The sequence below is a fragment of the Ruegeria sp. CDSC025 genome (assembly GCF_059610805.1).
In genome coordinates this window covers 122,333-140,288 of record NZ_JBXWOJ010000004.1, presented here as the reverse complement: position 1 = coordinate 140,288, position 17,956 = coordinate 122,333, and the positions used below count along the sequence as shown (strand labels likewise).

General features: G+C 56.9%; 17 protein-coding genes and 1 tRNA gene. 5 read left to right on the top strand and 13 right to left on the bottom strand.

Annotation, left to right across the window (positions count from 1 at the left end; translation table 11 throughout):
* Positions 1 to 3: 3 nt before the first annotated feature.
* From AC2FH8_RS08290 to AC2FH8_RS08270, 5 genes are all read right to left on the bottom strand, one after another.
* Entirely contained in the window at positions 4 to 1,134 is a 1,131-nt protein-coding gene (locus AC2FH8_RS08290; protein ID WP_496689309.1) for a murein hydrolase activator EnvC family protein, read from the bottom strand.
* Complete coding sequence (gene gpmI, locus AC2FH8_RS08285; RefSeq protein ID WP_496689307.1) at positions 1,131 to 2,648, bottom strand: 2,3-bisphosphoglycerate-independent phosphoglycerate mutase; 1,518 nt, start codon at positions 2,646 to 2,648, stop codon at positions 1,131 to 1,133. The genes AC2FH8_RS08290 and gpmI overlap by 4 nt, the downstream gene beginning before the upstream one ends.
* A 104-nt stretch (positions 2,649 to 2,752) precedes the next feature.
* Entirely contained in the window at positions 2,753 to 4,426 is a 1,674-nt protein-coding gene (locus tag AC2FH8_RS08280) for a sulfatase-like hydrolase/transferase (RefSeq protein WP_496689305.1), read from the bottom strand.
* A gap of 66 nt (positions 4,427 to 4,492) precedes the next feature.
* A complete protein-coding gene (nqrM, locus tag AC2FH8_RS08275; protein WP_271948901.1) occupies positions 4,493 to 4,729 on the bottom strand; it encodes a (Na+)-NQR maturation NqrM in 237 nt (78 codons plus the stop codon).
* A gap of 14 nt (positions 4,730 to 4,743) precedes the next feature.
* Positions 4,744 to 5,769, bottom strand: a complete 1,026-nt coding sequence (locus AC2FH8_RS08270; RefSeq protein ID WP_281972907.1) for an FAD:protein FMN transferase — start codon at positions 5,767 to 5,769, stop codon at positions 4,744 to 4,746.
* 363 nt (positions 5,770 to 6,132) lie between these two features.
* Between AC2FH8_RS08270 and AC2FH8_RS08265 the strand changes: the two genes are divergently transcribed.
* Positions 6,133 to 6,657 (top strand): CBS domain-containing protein, encoded by a 525-nt coding sequence (locus tag AC2FH8_RS08265; protein ID WP_496689303.1) that lies wholly within the window; start codon positions 6,133 to 6,135, stop codon positions 6,655 to 6,657.
* 3 nt (positions 6,658 to 6,660) lie between these two features.
* On the opposite strand, the gene AC2FH8_RS08260 is transcribed toward AC2FH8_RS08265, so the two are convergent.
* Positions 6,661 to 7,431, bottom strand: coding sequence for a metallophosphoesterase family protein (locus AC2FH8_RS08260; protein WP_271948909.1), 771 nt, complete (start codon positions 7,429 to 7,431; stop codon positions 6,661 to 6,663).
* 159 nt (positions 7,432 to 7,590) lie between these two features.
* Here AC2FH8_RS08260 and AC2FH8_RS08255 point away from each other — a divergent pair, with 159 nt between their 5' ends.
* Together AC2FH8_RS08255 and tviB are read left to right on the top strand one after the other, a co-directional pair.
* Positions 7,591 to 8,604: a GDP-mannose 4,6-dehydratase gene (locus tag AC2FH8_RS08255; protein ID WP_281995105.1), complete on the top strand. Its 1,014-nt coding sequence runs from the start codon at positions 7,591 to 7,593 to the stop codon at positions 8,602 to 8,604.
* Between the two features lie 5 nt (positions 8,605 to 8,609).
* On the top strand, positions 8,610 to 9,893 hold the full coding sequence (gene tviB, locus AC2FH8_RS08250; protein ID WP_496689481.1) for a Vi polysaccharide biosynthesis UDP-N-acetylglucosamine C-6 dehydrogenase TviB: 1,284 nt from the start codon (positions 8,610 to 8,612) through the stop codon (positions 9,891 to 9,893).
* A gap of 53 nt (positions 9,894 to 9,946) precedes the next feature.
* On the opposite strand, the gene nqrF is transcribed toward tviB, so the two are convergent.
* From nqrF to AC2FH8_RS08220, 6 genes are read right to left on the bottom strand one after another with little or no spacing between them, the layout of a single operon-like run.
* Complete coding sequence (nqrF, locus tag AC2FH8_RS08245) at positions 9,947 to 11,170, bottom strand: NADH:ubiquinone reductase (Na(+)-transporting) subunit F (protein ID WP_281972904.1); 1,224 nt, start codon at positions 11,168 to 11,170, stop codon at positions 9,947 to 9,949.
* Positions 11,171 to 11,180: 10 nt separating this feature from the next.
* On the bottom strand, positions 11,181 to 11,789 hold the full coding sequence (nqrE, locus tag AC2FH8_RS08240; protein WP_142636377.1) for an NADH:ubiquinone reductase (Na(+)-transporting) subunit E: 609 nt from the start codon (positions 11,787 to 11,789) through the stop codon (positions 11,181 to 11,183).
* A complete protein-coding gene (locus AC2FH8_RS08235) occupies positions 11,789 to 12,442 on the bottom strand; it encodes an NADH:ubiquinone reductase (Na(+)-transporting) subunit D (RefSeq protein ID WP_142636378.1) in 654 nt (217 codons plus the stop codon). Before AC2FH8_RS08235 ends, nqrE begins: the two co-directional genes overlap by 1 nt.
* On the bottom strand, positions 12,442 to 13,257 hold the full coding sequence (locus AC2FH8_RS08230) for a Na(+)-translocating NADH-quinone reductase subunit C (RefSeq protein WP_496677034.1): 816 nt from the start codon (positions 13,255 to 13,257) through the stop codon (positions 12,442 to 12,444). Before AC2FH8_RS08230 ends, AC2FH8_RS08235 begins: the two co-directional genes overlap by 1 nt.
* A complete protein-coding gene (locus AC2FH8_RS08225; RefSeq protein ID WP_282027194.1) occupies positions 13,250 to 14,458 on the bottom strand; it encodes an NADH:ubiquinone reductase (Na(+)-transporting) subunit B in 1,209 nt (402 codons plus the stop codon). Before AC2FH8_RS08225 ends, AC2FH8_RS08230 begins: the two co-directional genes overlap by 8 nt.
* A gap of 5 nt (positions 14,459 to 14,463) precedes the next feature.
* Positions 14,464 to 15,807, bottom strand: a complete 1,344-nt coding sequence (locus AC2FH8_RS08220; RefSeq protein WP_496689299.1) for a Na(+)-translocating NADH-quinone reductase subunit A — start codon at positions 15,805 to 15,807, stop codon at positions 14,464 to 14,466.
* 276 nt (positions 15,808 to 16,083) lie between these two features.
* Here AC2FH8_RS08220 and AC2FH8_RS08215 point away from each other — a divergent pair, with 276 nt between their 5' ends.
* Positions 16,084 to 17,199 (top strand): THUMP domain-containing class I SAM-dependent RNA methyltransferase, encoded by a 1,116-nt coding sequence (locus AC2FH8_RS08215; protein ID WP_282027196.1) that lies wholly within the window; start codon positions 16,084 to 16,086, stop codon positions 17,197 to 17,199.
* Positions 17,200 to 17,314: 115 nt separating this feature from the next.
* Positions 17,315 to 17,391, top strand: a tRNA-Pro gene (locus tag AC2FH8_RS08210).
* Between the two features lie 80 nt (positions 17,392 to 17,471).
* Here the strand turns inward: AC2FH8_RS08210 and AC2FH8_RS08205 are convergent.
* Positions 17,472 to 17,732: a hypothetical protein gene (locus AC2FH8_RS08205; RefSeq protein ID WP_496689297.1), complete on the bottom strand. Its 261-nt coding sequence runs from the start codon at positions 17,730 to 17,732 to the stop codon at positions 17,472 to 17,474.
* Positions 17,733 to 17,956 lie beyond the last annotated feature (224 nt).

Here is a 17,956-nt window from a genome sequence, read left to right as displayed (position 1 = left end):
CGTTTATCCATCCTTGTCGGTCCGAAACCACGATTCCGGGTCCACGGGGCTGTTATCCTGTCTTACCTCTATATAGAGCGTTTCTGACCGGTCAGTTCCAGTGCCATCACTGCTTGTTGACAAAATTGCGCCGATTTCCTTCGATTCTGCAGGCATCAATCCGACTGGCGTCCCCCGGGGAATCACCTGACCGGCTTCTCCGTAGACCTCTTGTAGCCCGGAAAAGACAAATAGAAGCCCCGGTTGCGGCTCGAGGATCACCAGATTCCCCAACTCCAGTAGTGGCCCGCGATACCGTATCGTGGCCGCCGTTGGCGAGGTGACTATTGCGCGCGGTCGGGTGCCCAATACGATACCAGGGCGTTTGACACCGGCCGCATCGGTTTCATTTGCCCGGTGCAGGATGATGCCCTGCGTCGGCAGCGCAATTTGACCCTTGATACTTGATATATCCGCATCCGTTTCGGCGATTTGCCCTTCGGAGATCTGGGAAAGCCCGCTGGCAAAACCGTCAAGCGTTTCAGTCGATGAGATCAGGATCGCTGTGCGGATCGGGTCCTCGACAAAGCGGCGCGGCAAATCCGTTCGGTCTGCGATGGCGGTGCTGAGCTGGGTGCGGGCATTCTGAACGCCGGTCAAGCCCTCGACCAAGGTTTCCGAGGCGCTTTGCTGCAACAATCGCAGCGTGCGCACTTCTTGAAGATCACGCGCAAGAGACTGCGCTTTTGCGTTCAGACCTAGCGTAACCTCGGACAGCATCATACCGGCCCGGGCCGAGCCCAACGGCCCTGACGGGTGTAGCATCAGAACCGGAGGCGCCGTGGTTTCGATCGTTTGTAATACGCCCAACAGCTGTGCCACGTCCTTTTCCCGACTGCGCAACTCGGCTGTTAACTGGGCTTCGCGTGTTGCCGCCCGTCGTAGGCCATCCCGCATGGCCGACAGGCCCGCCTCATACGCCTGTATGGTTTCGGTCAGGGCACGGACCCGGTCGCGGGCGCTTTCGGCCTCGGTCAACCATACTGATGCCTGCTCAAGCATCTGCGCTGCATTCAATGCAGCGGTCGCGGGGTCGGTCTGGGCAACCGCCCTGGATGCAAAGAAAATCGCCAGAAGCAGCGCACGAAGCGTCATGAAAGCAGGCTCTTTCCAGTCATTTCAGGGGGCTGATCCAACGCCATCAGTTCCAGCAGTGTGGGCGCCAGATCGGACAGGCGACCATCCCGCAAGGATACCCCTGCTGGTCCCCCGACTAACGCCACGGGCACGGGGTTCAGCGTATGGGCTGTATGCGGCCCGCCGGTTTCGGGATCGACCATCATCTCGCAATTTCCATGATCGGCCGTTACAATCATTGCGCCCCCCACTTTTTCCAACGCGGCGACCACTTGCGCCAGCCCTTGATCCACAGCCTCACAGGCGCGGATTGCCGCTTGCAGGTCGCCGGTATGCCCAACCATATCCGGATTGGCATAGTTGGTTATGATCAGATCATAGCACGCCCCGATGGCTTCGACGAATTTTGCGGTTACTTCGGCCGATGACATCTCGGGTTGCAGGTCGTAGGTCGCCACTTTGGGTGATTTAGGCATAAAGCGGTCTTCGTTCGCCTCAGGCACTTCCTTGCCGCCATTGAGGAAGAAGGTCACATGCGGGTACTTCTCAGTCTCGGCCAGTCGGAACTGGCTGAGCCCATTTTTTGCCACCCATTCGCCCAGTGTATTGATGATGTCACGTTTGGGGAAAACAGTGGTCATATAAGCGCTGTGCCCGTCGGAATATTCGACCATGCCCAGCAGGGCTGAAGGCTGTGGGCGCGGGCCGGTGTCGAAATCATCAAAGCCGGGTTCGCCAATCGCCCGCAGAATCTCGCGGGCCCGGTCGGCGCGGAAGTTGAGGCAGAAGAACCCGTCTCCGTCTTTGATGCCGTGATAGCCGTCGAGGACGGTCGGAACGATGAACTCGTCCGTTTCCGACTGCTGATAGGCCTGATCCACGGCATTGCGCGCCGAAACAGCGCTGCGCCCTTTCCCCTTGATCATTGCACCATAGGCTTCGCTAACACGTTCCCATCGGTTGTCGCGGTCCATGGCAAAATAGCGCCCGCAGACCGAGGCAACACGGGCGCCGTCGGGCAAGCGCTCCTCAAGCTCTGTGATATAGGTCAGCGCTGATTTCGGGGCCACATCCCGGCCATCCGTAACCGCGTGCAAGGCTACGGGCACACCAGAATCCGTTATCGCCTTTGCCGCAGCAATGATATGGTTCAGGTGGCCATGCACTCCCCCGTCCGAGACCACCCCCAACAGATGTGCGGTGCCACCTGCAGCCTTTACCTTACCGATAAAGTTCTGCAGCGCGGAGTTGGCAAAGAAAGAACCGTCCTCAATCGCCAGATCAATCTGGCCCAAATCCATCGCAACAACGCGGCCAGCCCCAATATTTGTGTGACCGACTTCGGAATTGCCCATCTGACCACTTGGCAGACCAACATCCGGACCATGGGTGATCAGCTTGGCGTGTGGGCCCTTGGCCATGATCGCATCAAATGTTGGCGTGTCGGCAAGGTAAGGCGCATTGGCCTCGGTGTCCTCGGACAGGCCCCAGCCATCAAGAATACACAGGACGACGGGTTTCGGGGCGGTCATTTCGGCTCTCCGGGTTTGCTGCTCTTGGTTGGTCTTGTATCGCCTGCCCCGCGCAGGGTGAACCGCCTTTTGCCCTGATCAGGTCAGAATTCATGTTACAAAGGCTATTCCTTGCCGGTATGGTCCTGATAGGGGCGCGCTTTGCGGCCTCTGTATTTCACGGTCAATTCCAGTGGTGCGTCGTTTTCGTCATAGATTCCAATAACCACCCCTCTGCCCCGACTATTGGTGCGCATATCGATCAGTTGCTGTTCGGAACGTGTTGTGCGCTGCGACGGGCGACGCGCCCAAGTGAACAGATGGTCATACATCTTGGCGATGATATCCGCGTGTTCAGCACTGTTGCCAAGGTCGGTTAGTTCATTCGGGTCGTTTTCAAGATCGAACAGCAGTGGCCGATGCCCGCCTTCGCAATGGATCAGCTTCCAATTCTTGTTGGCCACCATGAACATCACTGCATCCCGAACCGAGGCATTCAGCTTTTCCGCCATGGGCGAGGCGGAATAGTCATACTCACTGATTGCCACTTCCCGAGGTGTCTCGACCTGATGGCCACACAAGATCGGCAACAAGGAGTGACCTTCCAGAATGTGACCCGACGCTTCGCCTCCGGCTATGTCCAAGAATGTTGGGGCGAGGTCGATGGACTCGACCAGCGCGTCGCTGACAGTGCCACGGGTTGCCTCAGCCTCGGGGGATGGGTCATAGATGATCAACGGCACCTTGACCGATGCGTCCTGGAAAAAGGTCTTCTCACCCATCCAGTGATCGCCCAGAAAATCCCCGTGGTCCGAGGTTAACACGATCATCGTGTCCTCCATCCGACCCGTCTTTTCCAGCCATGCGAACAGCCGGCCCATTTGGTCGTCGGCCTGCTTGATCAGACCCATATAAGCGGGGATCACGGCGTCGCGCACATCCTGCCGCGAGAACGCCTCGCCAACCTTGGTGTCCATGAATGCCCGGAGCACCGGATGGGCATTCCGGCGTTCCGCCTCAGACCGGACCACGGGCAGGATATGTTCCGGTCCGTACATTGAGGCATAGGGTTCCGGCACGACATAGGGCCAATGCGGTTTGATAAAGCTCAGGTGGCAGCACCAGGGGCCGTCATGGGTTTCCATGAATTCGATCCCGCGCCCGGTCAGATAGGGCGTTTCGCTATCTTCCTCGGCAATATTCGCCGGCTGGGACGAGTTCTTGAGAAACCAGCCCGACAGAACATTGCCATCAGCGTCGAGACCTGAATTGGCGAAGTCATGCCAGGGATTGTCGCTGTCATATCCTTTGGCCGATAGATATTTGTTGTATTCCTTGGCTCCGTCCGGGTCATAATACCCATCCGGCCCTTCGGGCAGCATTCCGTCATCACGCTCGAACACGTCGAACCCGCATTCGGCCACGCGCGCACCAATCAGACTGTCCGGCTCCAGCCCCAGCCGCGCCATGCCTTCAGCATCCGCGCGCATATGGGTTTTGCCCACCAGCCAACAGTCCATCCCGGCCTTGCGCAGATGATCACCCATGGTCATCTCACCCACTTTCAGCGGGATACCGTTCCAAGAAGCCCCATGCGAATGCACATAGCGCCCGGTATAGGTCGACATACGGGAGGAACCGCAAATAGGAGACTGAATATAGGCCCTGTCGAACCGCACGCCACGCGCAGCCAAGCGGTCTATGTTGGGGGTGTGCAGATGCGGATGCCCGTAACAGCTCAGATAGTCCCAGCGCAGCTGGTCGAACATGATGAACAGGATGTTTCTTGCTTTGGCCAAATCTGCGCCCCCGTTATTCAGGGACCTGCTTAGCCAATTCCAACCGCCAAACGAAGCGCTAAGTTATTAGGCTTGCCGTTCCATCTGCTCAAGCATCTTTTGGGCGCGTTTGCACTGAAGCTTGTCGCGCAAGGGGCTGTTAGGGTCCACGTCCTTTTGGCAGACCACACATTTATCCGCCCCCGAGATCGCATTCAGGCCACCGCAGCTGCCCTTGATGGTCTTACCCATCAACATCACACCCAGCGACATGCCAACCATGATGATCAGCAGCAGAATGAAGGCCAGAATAAAAGTGCTCATCTCAGCTCAACCCGTCAGTTGGTGCCCAACGCCTCTTTGAACGCTGTGCTGTGTACCGTGATATAGGCATCCTCACCGCCTGTCACATCCCGCGAGATGAAATACACGGCAAGTTTATGCGTCTCGGCAAGTTTCAAACCCTTTTCCTGACCCAAGGCCAACATCGCTGTCGCCCAAGCATCTGCCATCATAGCATTTTCGGCCAGTACCGTGACCGAAGTGGTCCGATGCGTGATCGGGCGGCCAGTAGTTGGGTCAATGATATGCGAATACCGCACACCATCTTGTTCAAAGAAATTCTTGTAATCGCCGGATGTCGCCATACCCAGATCATCAAGCTGTACGATCAACTGCAGATTCTGCGCATCGGCCTGGGGTTTTTCGATCCCGATCCGCCAAGTTTCACCCTTGTCGTTATCGCCTCTTGTGACCAGATCGCCGCCGATCTCGACCATATAGTCCTCAATCCCAGCCGTGCGCAGCGTTTCGGCCACGGCGTCGATGCCATACCCCTTGGCAATGGCGGACAGGTTAATGCCGACTCCGGCATCGGCCTTCGCCAAAGTTCCGGCATCGCGATCCAGTTGCAGCAATCTGGCCTGTCCGACCTTGCCCAAAGCCGCCTGGATGTCAGCATCTGCGGGCACCGGATCTTCCGGTTTGCGCGGACCAAAGCCCCACAGCTCGATCAGCGGGCCGAGAGTCACGTCGAATGTACCCCCGGATTTCTCGTGCACATCATTCGCGGCATCAAGCACCAGCGCAAATTCATCCGAAACGGCTACAGGTTCAGTGCTGCCCGAGTCCGAGAAGGTCGAAACCTCGGAATTCGGGTCCCAGTTCGACATCTTTGCGTTAACTTCGGCCAGTGTCTGTTCGACCGCACCCGCCAGCGCTTCTTCATCAACATCGACACCGATGGCCGTGATGTTGAAGGTCGTCCCCATCGTTTCGCCTGACAGGCGTACCACCTCGGGCTCTTTGTCGAACAAGCAGCCGGAAATAAGTGTGGCGACAGCCAGGACTGGCAAGAAACGCATATGGGTCCCTCCTGAGGAAAAGCGTGCCCGGCATATGACAGCGGCCCTAATCAGAGTCAAACCTGCATCAGGCTTTCAGCGGCAGGAAGCCTAGCGCCAACAAACCGATTCCGGCGGGCACCCCGAACAGCCATGCTTTCTTCTGCCATCCCGGAGCCTGTTGTTTCCAGGTCATGCGAAAATTATGGCCACAAACGACAACCGCAAAAAATATCAGCGCGGCAACAGGGGGGGTCAGATAAAAGTTGGACAACGGGCCGGATTTCCTTGGTTTTTGGCAGTTTTCCCCGGTTAGGGCATTTGTACCCTATACAGGTCATATGGCTGCGGTAAGGTGAAAAGCAAAGCAAGAGGAGATTGCCCATGGCCCCAAGCTCTTACCAGCCACCGACACGCGGCGACAAGGCCGCGGCTGCCTCGCATAGCCAGTCGGTTGAATCGAACCTTTCTCATACACAGACAACAGTCGAAAAGCTGCTTGTTGGCAAAGGGGACGCGGTTTTTACCGTGCGCCCGAAAGACACAATTCATTCGGTGGTGAATATCCTCAAGGAAAAGCGTATTGGCGCTGTGGTGGTGACAGATCAGAACAGTACGCTTCAGGGTATCCTGTCCGAGCGTGATATTGTGCGCCGTATGGCCGATACTCCGGGCCAGACCCTGCCCCAATCTGTCGAAGATCTGATGACCCGCAGTGTACAGACCTGCGCGCCCGAGGATCTGTTGAACGATGTACTGAAAACCATGACAGAGGGGCGCTTTCGCCACATGCCCGTCCTCAGCGATGGCCATCTTCGTGGCGTGATCACGATCGGTGATGTCGTGCATTTCCGCCTCAAAGAGCTGGAGTATGAAGCCCTTCGCATGAAGCAGATGATCGTCGGTTGACAGCTATTCCGGCTGCTCGTTGGTTGCGATGAACCGGACCTCGCCGGCGCGAATATCAGTGGCGGTCAACCTGCCACTGAAGAAGGCGCCGGTGTCGATCGAAACAACGCCATTCTCAGCGCGGGGCTCTGACGTGATCGTATGACCATGGACAACCCACTGGCCATCTTCCCGCATCTGCCGTGAGAAATTCGGATGGCCCCACAGGCGGACTTGGCGTGTCTGCTCATCCAATGGCTTGCCCGGGTCCAGCCCTGCATGCACCACGGTGACATTGCCGCTGGTCCAGGTCAGGGGACGGTCGTGCAGCCATGACAGCAAATCTTCTCCCATTGCGCGTCGCAATCTGTCAGCCACCGAGACAGCATCCGCACCAACCGTGTCTTCATCCACACCGGTAATTCCAAATGAGGCGAGCGTTTGCAGGCCACCGTTTTGCAGCCAAAGCCTGCCGACCCGTTTTGGGTCATCGGTGAACCGCAACAGCATCTCCTCGTGATTACCCAGCAGGCAAATGAAATCATTGCCCCGGACCCGGCTAAGGTGCCGTAACTGGTGCAGCACCTGGGCGCTGTAATTGCCACGATCAATGTAGTCCCCGACAAAGATTGTGGGGCAATCTGGATCCAGCCTTGCCAGCAAAGTCTGCAACAGATCCAATCGCCCGTGGATATCCCCCACGGCATAAAACCTCTGGTCAGGCGCGATGTCAGAAACTGAATTCTGTGCCGCCTGAGGTTTTTTCCACCTGGTTTTGATCCAATCCCACACCATCGCAATTTCCTACCCTGACTGGCGGGCAACAACAATCCGCAAGTGAATTCGGGTTCTGGATTGCCCCATTGGCGCGGTTTGTAGGAAAATCCCCTTGACCTTGAGGGGCTGAAAGTATCCCTGATGTTTCAAACGGTTTTGGTTTGGGTCGAGGGTTAAATGAAGCGCGTATTAGTCACAGGCACAGCAGGGTTCATCGGTTTTCACTTGGCAAAACTACTACTGGCCGAGGGGTTTCAGGTTCACGGCTACGATGGGATGACGGATTATTACGACGTCTCGCTCAAGCAGCGCCGCCATCAGATGCTCTTGCAATCCCCTGGGTTTTCCGCAACCGAGGATCTTTTGGAAAACTACGAGCAGCTTGCAAAGGTCGCTGAGGAGTTCCAGCCCGAGGTGATCGTGCATCTCGCGGCGCAGGCTGGTGTCCGCTATAGCCTTGAGGACCCGCGCAGCTATATCAATTCCAACGTGGTCGGCACGTTCAACGTCATGGAAATCGCGCGCGAGCATAAGGTGGATCACCTTCTGATGGCCTCGACATCCTCGGTCTATGGCGCCAACGAGGTCATGCCCTTCACCGAGGTCGAAAAGGCCGACACGCCGCTCACGATTTACGCCGCGACCAAAAAGGCAAATGAGGCGATGGGCCATTCCTATGCCCATTTGTGGAACCTGCCCACGACCATGTTCCGGTTCTTCACCGTCTATGGCACCTGGGGGCGACCCGATCTTGCGCTCTATAAATTTGTGGACGCCATCCTGGATGACCGCCCGATCGATATCTATAACCACGGCGACATGTATCGGGATTTCACCAATGTCGAAGACCTTGTCCGCGGTATCCGACTGCTGATCGACGTCCCTCCGGTGCGGCCGGACAGCGCAGATGAGATTGAAGAAGGTGACAGCCTGTCGCCGGCGGCGCCCTGGCGCGTGGTGAATATCGGCAATGGCGACAAAGTGCGGCTGATGGATTTTATCGAAGCCATTGAGGAAGCTATCGGCAAGAAAGCCATCCGCAATTACATGCCTATGCAGATGGGTGATGTTCCTGCCACTTGGGCGAATAGTGATCTGCTGCAAAAGCTGACCGGCTATCGTCCGCAGACAAATTTCAAAGATGGAATCGCCCAGTTTGTCGAATGGTTCCGCGACTATCATGGTAAGTGACGCATATGCTTGAAACCGACCCCAATTCCCGAAAGATTGCTGTGATCGGGCTGGGTTATGTCGGCCTGCCCCTGGCCGTGGCCTTCGGCAAAATTGGCAAGGTGATCGGATTTGACATCAATGCGGCGCGGGTCGAGGCACTACGCGCTGGCGTAGATGCAACGCATGAGGTTGAGCCACATGACCTGAGCGCGGCGGGCGGCCTGAAATTCACAACCAACCCCTCGGAGATTGCCGATTGCGATACCTATGTCGTAACCGTCCCCACGCCGATCACCGCAGGTAAGCAGCCTGATTTAGCCCCCCTTCTGGCTGCGTCGGAAACAGTTGGCCACGTATTGAAACCCGGTGATTTGGTGATCTACGAATCCACCGTCTATCCCGGCGCAACCGAAGAAGATTGCGTTCCGGTGCTGGAACGCGCCTCGGGCCTGACTTTCAACACGGATTTCTTTGCAGGCTACAGCCCCGAGCGGATCAACCCCGGTGACAAGACCCACCGTATCGCGGACATCTGCAAAGTCACCGCTGGTTCAACCCCGCAGGTCGCTGATCTAGTTGACGCGCTCTATGCCCGGATCATCACCGCTGGAACCTACAAGGCCGAAAGCATCCGCGTGGCTGAGGCCGCGAAGGTGATCGAAAACACCCAGCGCGACCTGAATATCGCTCTGGTGAACGAGTTGGCGATGATCTTCGGTCGCATGGGCATCGATACCGAGGCTGTGCTGCGCGCAGCCGGAACCAAATGGAACTTCCTGCCCTTCCGCCCCGGTCTGGTCGGCGGGCATTGCATCGGCGTGGATCCTTACTACCTGACGCACAAGGCCGAGGCCGTGGGCCATCACCCGCAGATCATCCTTGCAGGGCGGCGCCTGAATGACAGGATGGGCAGCTATGTGGTGTCGCAACTGGTCAAACGTATGACCCGTTGCGGTATCAATGTTGGCGCCGCCCGTGTTCTGGTGATGGGCCTGACGTTCAAGGAAAACTGCCCCGACCTGCGCAACACCCGTGTCGTCGACATTATCGAAGAATTGCAAAGCTATGGCATCAGCGTCGATGTCCACGACCCTCATGCCGACCCCAAAGCCGCGCACGAAGAATACGACCTGGCCCTGATCGACCAACCTGAGCCAGGGCTCTATGACGGGGTCGTCCTGGCCGTCGCGCATGCGGAATATCGGGCACTCGATCCTTTGCAGTTTCGAGCCTATGGCAAAGAAAACAGCGTAGTCTTCGACATCAAATCCTGCCTGCCACGCGAGGCAAGCGACCTGCGCCTGTAATCGAACCAAAAGACCTAAAATGAAACCGGCGCCACAGGGCGCCGGATAACTGATTACCCGCCGAAATCGTCGAGCATGATATCTTCGCGGTCCACACCCAGATCCAGCAGCATGTTGATGACCGACTGGTTCATGATCGGCGGTCCGCACATGTAGAACTCGCAATCCTCGGGTGCCGGGTGGTTCTTGAGGTATTCGTCGAACAGCACGTTATGGATAAAGCCGGTATAGCCTTTCCAGTCATCCTCGGGCTGGGCATCCGACAGGGCGACATGCCATTCGAAATTGTCGAACTCTTCCGCGAGGCTGTCGAAATCCTCGACAAAGAACATCTCTTTCTTGGACCGGGCACCGTACCAGAAGGTGATCTTACGGTCGCGATTCTCAAGCCGTTTGAGCTGGTCGAAAATATGGCTGCGCATGGGCGCCATACCAGCACCACCACCGATGAACACCATCTCTCTTCCGGTCTCGCGGGCGAAGAATTCACCGAATGGACCCGAGATCGTGACCTTGTCACCCGGTTTCAGGTTGAAGATATACGACGACATCTGGCCCGCCGGTATCCCTTCGGAACCCGGAGGCGGTGAGGCAACCCGGACGTTCAGCATGATCATGCCCTTTTCGTCCGGATAGTTGGCCATGGAATAGGCGCGTTCGATGGGTTCGGCAACGACCGAGTCGTATTGCCACAGATTGAAGCGATCCCAATCTTCGCGATATTCCTCCTCGACATCGAAATCAGTGTATTTCAGCGCATGGGCGGGGGCTTCGATCTGGATATAGCCACCAGCGCGGAAATTCACATCCTCACCTTCGGGCAGGTCCAGCGTCAGCGCTTTGATAAAGGTGGCAACGTTTTCGTTCGACCGAACCGTGCATTCCCATTTCTTGACGCCAAAGACCTCTTCGGGGACCTCGATATCCATGTCTTGTTTAACTGCAACCTGACAAGACAGACGGTCGCCACAAGCGGCCTCGCGCTTGGTGATATGGCTTTCTTCGGTCGGCAGGATCGAGCCACCGCCGGAATGGACGCGTACGCGGCATTGTGCGCAGGTCCCGCCGCCGCCACAGGCCGATGGCACGAACAGTTTCTCAGCTGCCAGGGTTTGCAACAGCTTGCCACCGGCGGGCACGGACACGGTTTTCTCACCATTGATGGTGATGTTGACATTGCCTGTCGACACCAACCGCGACCGGGCGGCCATGATAAGGGCGACAAGCGCCAGAACGATCAGCGTGAAAAGAACGACGCCTAGGCTAAAGGTTTCCATTGCCGCCCCCTTACAGTTTCACGCCCGAGAAGGACATGAAGGCCATCGCCATCAGACCCGCGGTGATAAAGGTGATCCCCAGACCCTGCAGGCCATCAGGAATGTCCGAATATTTCAGCTTTTCGCGCACCCCCGCCATAGCGGTAATCGCCAGCGCCCAGCCAAAGCCGGAGGACAGACCATAGGTCGTGGCCTCGGCAAAGTTATAATCCCGCTCGACCATGAACAGCGAGCCACCCAGGATGGCGCAGTTCACCGTGATCAGCGGCAGAAAAATACCCAGCGCGTTGTAGAGCGGGGGGAAATACTTGTCCAAGACCATCTCGAGGATCTGAACCATCGCGGCTATCACGCCGATATACGAGATCAGGCCAAGGAAGGTCAGGTCCACATCCGGGAACCCGGCCCAGGCCAGCGCGCCCGGCTTCAGCAGATAGGTCAGCAACAGGTTGTTGGCGGGAACGGTGATCGCCTGCACGACCATGACCGAGATCCCAAGACCCAGCGCGGTCGAGATCTTCTTGGACACGGCGATGAAGGTACACATGCCAAGAAAGAAGCTGAGCGCAAGGTTTTCGACAAAGATGGCCTTTACGGCCAGTGAGATAAGCCCTTCCATCAGTGCGCCTCTACCTGCTGGATTTTGTATTCGCGTTCTTCGACCTGGTTCGGCTTCCATGTACGGAAGGCCCAGATGATCAGGCCGATGATGAAGAACGCCGAAGGTGGCAACAGCAGCATACCGTTGGGTACGTACCAGCCGCCATTGTTCACAGTCTGCAAGATGGTGACACCGAACAGCGACCCGGCCCCCAACAGCTCGCGGATAAAGCCGACTAGCAGCAGGATCAGCCCATAGCCCATGCCGTTGCCAACACCGTCGATAAAAGATGCTATCGGGGGGTTCTTCATCGCAAATGCCTCGGCACGGCCCATCACGATACAGTTTGTGATAATCAGCCCAACGAAAACCGACAGGGTTTTCGAAATCTGGAAGGCATAGGCCTTGAGAACCTGATCCACCAGGATCACCAGCGACGCGATGATCACCATCTGAACGATGATCCGGATTGAGCCGGGTATCTGGTTGCGCAACATCGAAATGAACATCGACGAGAAGGCGGTCACGAAGGTCACAGCCAGCGCCATTACAAAGGCCACCTGCAACGAAGAAGTCACGGCCAGCGCGGAACAGATGCCCAGGACCTGCAGCGTGATCGGGTTATTGTCGACAAGCGGGTCGACCAGCATCTCTTTCTTGGTCTGAGACATCAAAACTCTCCTGCTTGCAGTTTGGCCAGGAACCGGGCGTAGCCCGCGTCACCCATCCAGAATTTCACCAGGTTATCGACACCAACCGAGGTCAGAGTGGCCCCAGCAAGCGCGTCGACATAGAAATCGGGACCGGCGGCGGGCTGCGACTTGGCGACGGTAATCTGCAGCTCGCCTGCATCGTCGCGCAATTTCTTGCCATTCCACAGACCTTTCCATCGCGGGTTGTCCACCTCGGCGCCAAGGCCGGGGGTCTCACCATGCTGATAGAACTGCAGGCCGTAGATGTCGTTGCCGTTACTTTCTAGAGCGATAAAACCATAGAGCGTCGACCACAGGCCATAACCATGCAGCGGCAGGATCACTTTGTCTAAATCGCCCGCATCATCGCGCAACAGATAGATCACTCGGTACTTGGCCTGACGACCAATACCCGCCGGGTCAGTGTCCAATGCTACGCTGAGTTCAGGATCACTTGCAGCAGCCTGGTCATCAAAGGTTGCCGGATCGAACTGATCGTCGACAAATTCGCCGGTGGCAAGCTCGAGCACATGCGGCTCGAACGCAGCGAAGGCTTCGGTCACATCTATGCCCGGCTCGAAGACACCAGCCACCTGCAAAACGTTAACCTGTTTGTCCTTCAGCGCGTTGGCTTCTTGCACCGGGCGCAGGCTGACCGCAGCGGCGGAGACCACCATCGAGGCAACAAGACAGACAGCAACGGCGACGAAGATCGTCTTGCCAACCGAATCCGGCGAGGCGGCCAGAAAGCGAGCCAATGCGCCCTTGGGTTCTTGAGGTTGCGGATCAGACATGGCGACGCGCCCTCCGTTTGATATTGGCCTGCACGACGAAATAGTCGATCAGCGGTGCAAAGACATTGCCGAACAGGATGGCCAGCATCATGCCTTCGGGGAAGGCCGGATTGATCACGCGTATCATCACAACCATCACTCCGATCAAGGCGCCATAGATATAGCGGCCCAGGTTGGTGTGGCTGGCGGAAACCGGTTCGGTCACCATGAAGGCCAGGCCAAATGCATACCCACCCAGAACCACATGCCAATACCACGGCATCGCGAACATCGGGTTGGTATCCGACCCGATCAGGTTCAGCAGCAGAGTAAATCCGATGGTCCCGGCCAGACAGCCAACGATCAGGCGGTAATTGGCAATCTTGGTCATCAGCAGGAAGGCCATACCAATCAAGCAGGCCAAGGTCGAGGTCTCGCCAAAGCTGCCCTGAATGGTGCCGTAAAAAGCGCTGGACCATGTGATCCCTTCGGCAGCAAGAGCCTGTACGCCCTCGGCCGCTGACACCGCCAGCGCGGTTGCACCCGAGAACCCGTCAACCGGGGTCCAAACCGAGTCACCCGACATCTGAGCAGGATAAGCGAAGTACAAAAACGCACGACCAACCAGCGCGGGGTTAAGGAAGTTCTTGCCGGTGCCGCCAAATACCTCTTTGCCGATCACCACACCGAAGATAATGCCCAAAGCCACCTGCCACAAGGGTGTAGTGGCCGGCATAATCAGAGTGTAAAGCATTGATGTTACAAGGAAACCTTCGTTCACCTCATGGCCGCGCACGGTGGCAAAGATGACCTCGAATATACCGCCTGCGACCAGTGTGACGATGTAGATAGGCAGAAAATACATCAACCCGTGCATCACATTTGCAAAGACACTGCTGGGGTCCAGCGAGATACCAAACATCTGCAGCAGAGCGATGCGCCAACCGGTGGCAGAGTCCGGCCCGAGGCTGGCGATGGCCGAGTTGGCCTGATAGCCGGTGTTCCACATCCCCCAAAGGATACAGGGAATGGTCGCGATCACGACATAGGTCATGATCCGCTTCATATCCACGTAAGACCGCGCATGCGGGGCCACAGAGGTCACGGTTTTCGGAGTGTAGATAAAGCTTTCGACCATCTCGTAGATGGGGAAATACTTTTCGTACTTGCCGCCCTTGGTAAAGTTCGGCTCGATCCGATCGAAGAAGCTGCGCAAACCCATTTGGATCAGCCCTCCTTTTCAATCTTGTTCAGGCAGTCGCGCAACGCCAGCCCGTATTCATATTTTGCCGGACAGGCAAAGCCGACAAGGCCCAGATCCTCTTCGTCCAGCTCTAGCGCGCCCAGAGCTTGCGCAGTATCGGTGTCCATCACCAGTAGTGCCCGCAGCAGTTGCGTCGGCAGATAGTCCTGCGGCATCAGCTCTTCGAACGTACCCGTGGGCACCATGGCGCGGCGCCCCCCATTCAGATTCGAGCTGAGCGCGTACAGCTTTTTGGCGAAAGCAGAACCCAGCACCGGCTGAACCGCAAATTTCGAAGGCATCGGGCGGATCCAACCCATCGGAATCTGGTCGTGGTCCTCACGGATGATGGTCATCTGCCTTGCAAAACGCCCCAGATAAGCCGTTGGGCCATCCGCATGCTGACCAGATAGGATCGAGCCCGAAATGATCCGTGCCGTGCCCTCCACATCAATCTCATCCCGGGTCAGGTCTTCGGTCGACGCTCCCATCACCGTACGGATCAGGCGCGGCTGACGGGCTCCCGGGCCAGTCAGGGCGATCACCAGATTAGGGTCCAGATGGCCCGTCTGCATCAGGCGGCCAATGGCGATGACATCTTGATACCCGATGGTCCAGACCTGCTTTTCGCCCGCAAGCGGTTCGAGGAAATGGATGTGGGTTCCGGCCAAACCCGCAGGATGCGGACCAGAGAATGCCGCCGCCTCTACGTCTGGCAGATCGCTACCCGGAACTGAAGCACCGTCCTGCTGGCACAAATAGGTTTTGCCCTCGGTCAGCTTGGATACGGCTACCAGACCATCCGCAAATGCTTTGCCCGCGTCATTGATGATGAGTTCTGCATCTCCGGCCAGTGGCTCGCTATCCATGGCGGTGACGAAAATCGCTGCTGGCTTAGTGCCCGGAACTGGCATCTTGGAATAGGGACGCGTACGGAAAGCGGTCCACAGCCCCGCGGCGCATAGCTTGGCGGTAACACCCTCGGCGCTGTCCGCATCACCAACACCCGAGAAATCGATACCCGTGTCGTTGGCATCCGCAACCTCGATCACAACGCTTTGCAAAACCCGGCGCGCACCACGGTTGATGGCAACGATCTTACCACTTAGCGGGGCGACCATCATCGCCTCGGGTGCGTCCTTGTGACAGAAAAGCGGAGTGCCACGTTGAACGTCATCCCCCTCCTGAACCAGCATTCGCGGTTTCAAGCCAAGGTAATCGCCCCCCAAAACCCCAACAGTCTTGAATTCTGGACCCGGATGGATGGTTTGTTCCGGTGCGCCTTGCACCGGCAGCTCCAACCCTTTTTTCAGTTTGAAAGTTTGCATGTCGCTACGGTCTTCCAAGCCTCTTTACCTGTGCCGGCTGAGCCAACACCTATCTAGTGTCAGACAATAACGCGAGAATTCCAAGCAGTCGTCGCAAAAGCGTCGAATTGCGACTGAAATCCGCGGCCGTCCCTCTGATTGTGGCCCCTTTACGCGGGGATGATATCAAAAGCAAACCTGTAACCGTCAAAATTCCCTCACGGTATTCACTTTCTTGTATCACTTTCGCTGAAATTGCCTGTCGCGCCCCGATCATGTCCGGTGTAAGCACCCTTGATGGAACAAACGAACGATCTGGAAATTTTTCTGGTAGCAACGCCCGGACTAGAGGCGCCGCTGCATGCCGAGGCCACCGAACAGGGATTCGCCGATGCTAAGGTCATTGCCGGTGGCGTGGTTTGTCGGGGCGGGTGGCCCGAAGTATGGCGTGCCAACCTTTGCCTTCGGGGCGCAAATAAAGTTCTGGTTCGGATTGGCAGCTTTCCCGCTGTCCATCTGGCACAACTGGACAAACGCGCCAGAAAATTTCCGTGGTCAGATTTCCTGCGCCCGGAAGTGCCGGTAAAAGTCGAGGCGACAAGCCGCAAATCGCGCATTTATCATGCGGGTGCCGCGCGCCAAAGGATCGAACGAGCGCTGGCCGAGACACTGGGGACTCCAATCTCGACAGATGCAGCCCTGCGCGTGCTTTTGCGGATTGAGAAAGACATCTGCACATTCTCGATCGACACCTCCGGAGAGCCCCTGCACAAGCGAGGTCACAAGACTTCCGTCGCCAAGGCCCCCATGCGCGAGACAATGGCGGCCATGTTCCTGCGCGAATGTGGCTATCACGGGACCGAACCGGTGCTGGATCCCATGTGCGGGTCGGGCACTTTCGTCATCGAGGCTGCCGAGATCTCATTGGGCCTGCTTCCCGGTCGCACGCGTAATTTTACATTCGAAAGCCTAAGGAGTTTTGATCCCGACATCTGGTCCGACATGCGCGCCGGGTCAGAACCCCCTGCCCCCGAGGTTCAGTTCTTCGGCTCCGACAGGAATGCAGGCGCGATCGAAGCCGCAAAAGCCAACGCGGAACAAGCCGGTGTTTCGACCAATACAACATTTCATTGCCACTCCGTCAGCGATCTGAAGCCCCCGCCAGGGGCTGAGGGGTTAGTGATCGTAAACCCCCCTTATGGCGCCCGGATAGGCGATGAAAAACGGCTGCGATCCTTGTATGGGAGTTTCGGCAAGGTTCTGATGTCACGCTTCAAAGGCTGGCGCGTTGGCATCGTAACAAGCACCCCATCCCTGGCCCATGCCACGCGCCTTCCTTTGCTTCCGGCAGGGCCGGTAGTGGATCACGGCGGCACAAAAATCCGACTTTATCGCACTGATCACCTGATCTGACATGGGGCTAACCACAGGGATTTTGAGCCTGTCCAAAGCCTGTTACTAATCACTAACCAGACCCAGAATTCCTCTTGCACATCCAAACCCTCAGGTATAAATCACCCGCCACGGTCGGAGTGTAGCTCAGCCTGGTAGAGCACTGTCTTCGGGAGGCAGGGGTCGGAGGTTCGAATCCTCTCACTCCGACCAATAAAGCAAGGTTTCAACTGCAAAGATTTTTTTCTGTTTGACCAATAAACCTACTTTTCCGCACAATTTGGTTCGAGGATTCACTGCATTAATCCAAGGTGATAGCTGTGTGGTATGAACTGCTTTACTCCCACGAAGTCAAAATGACGAACTGGTTGGCCTACAATGAAGCGTTGAAACGGCTCGGCGCAAGGAATGAGGCCCTGCGAGCCTCTAGAAACCTCTGTCGCGCCATCAGGTAAAATTGAGACGACGAGCATCGCTGGAGGCGCGTCGAGGGCAAGATAAATTGTATCAAATTGCTCGGCCGGTGCTTGATGGCTTGCGACTTCAACCAGCAAGTCACAGAGTTACTGGCCCCTATCGACATCCTGAACGGTTACACAGCAAACGACATACAAATCACAAAGCGCGCAGGATATATTTGCCTACTCCCGTGGGCGGCGGCGATCATGCAGCTGTCATGAGAATGTTGATCAAGACTTCAAAGCTCCGCGATGTTGATATCCGTCGCGTGTGCGATGTGGCACACCATGTCCTGGGCGTCGTCATTCCATCGCCCACG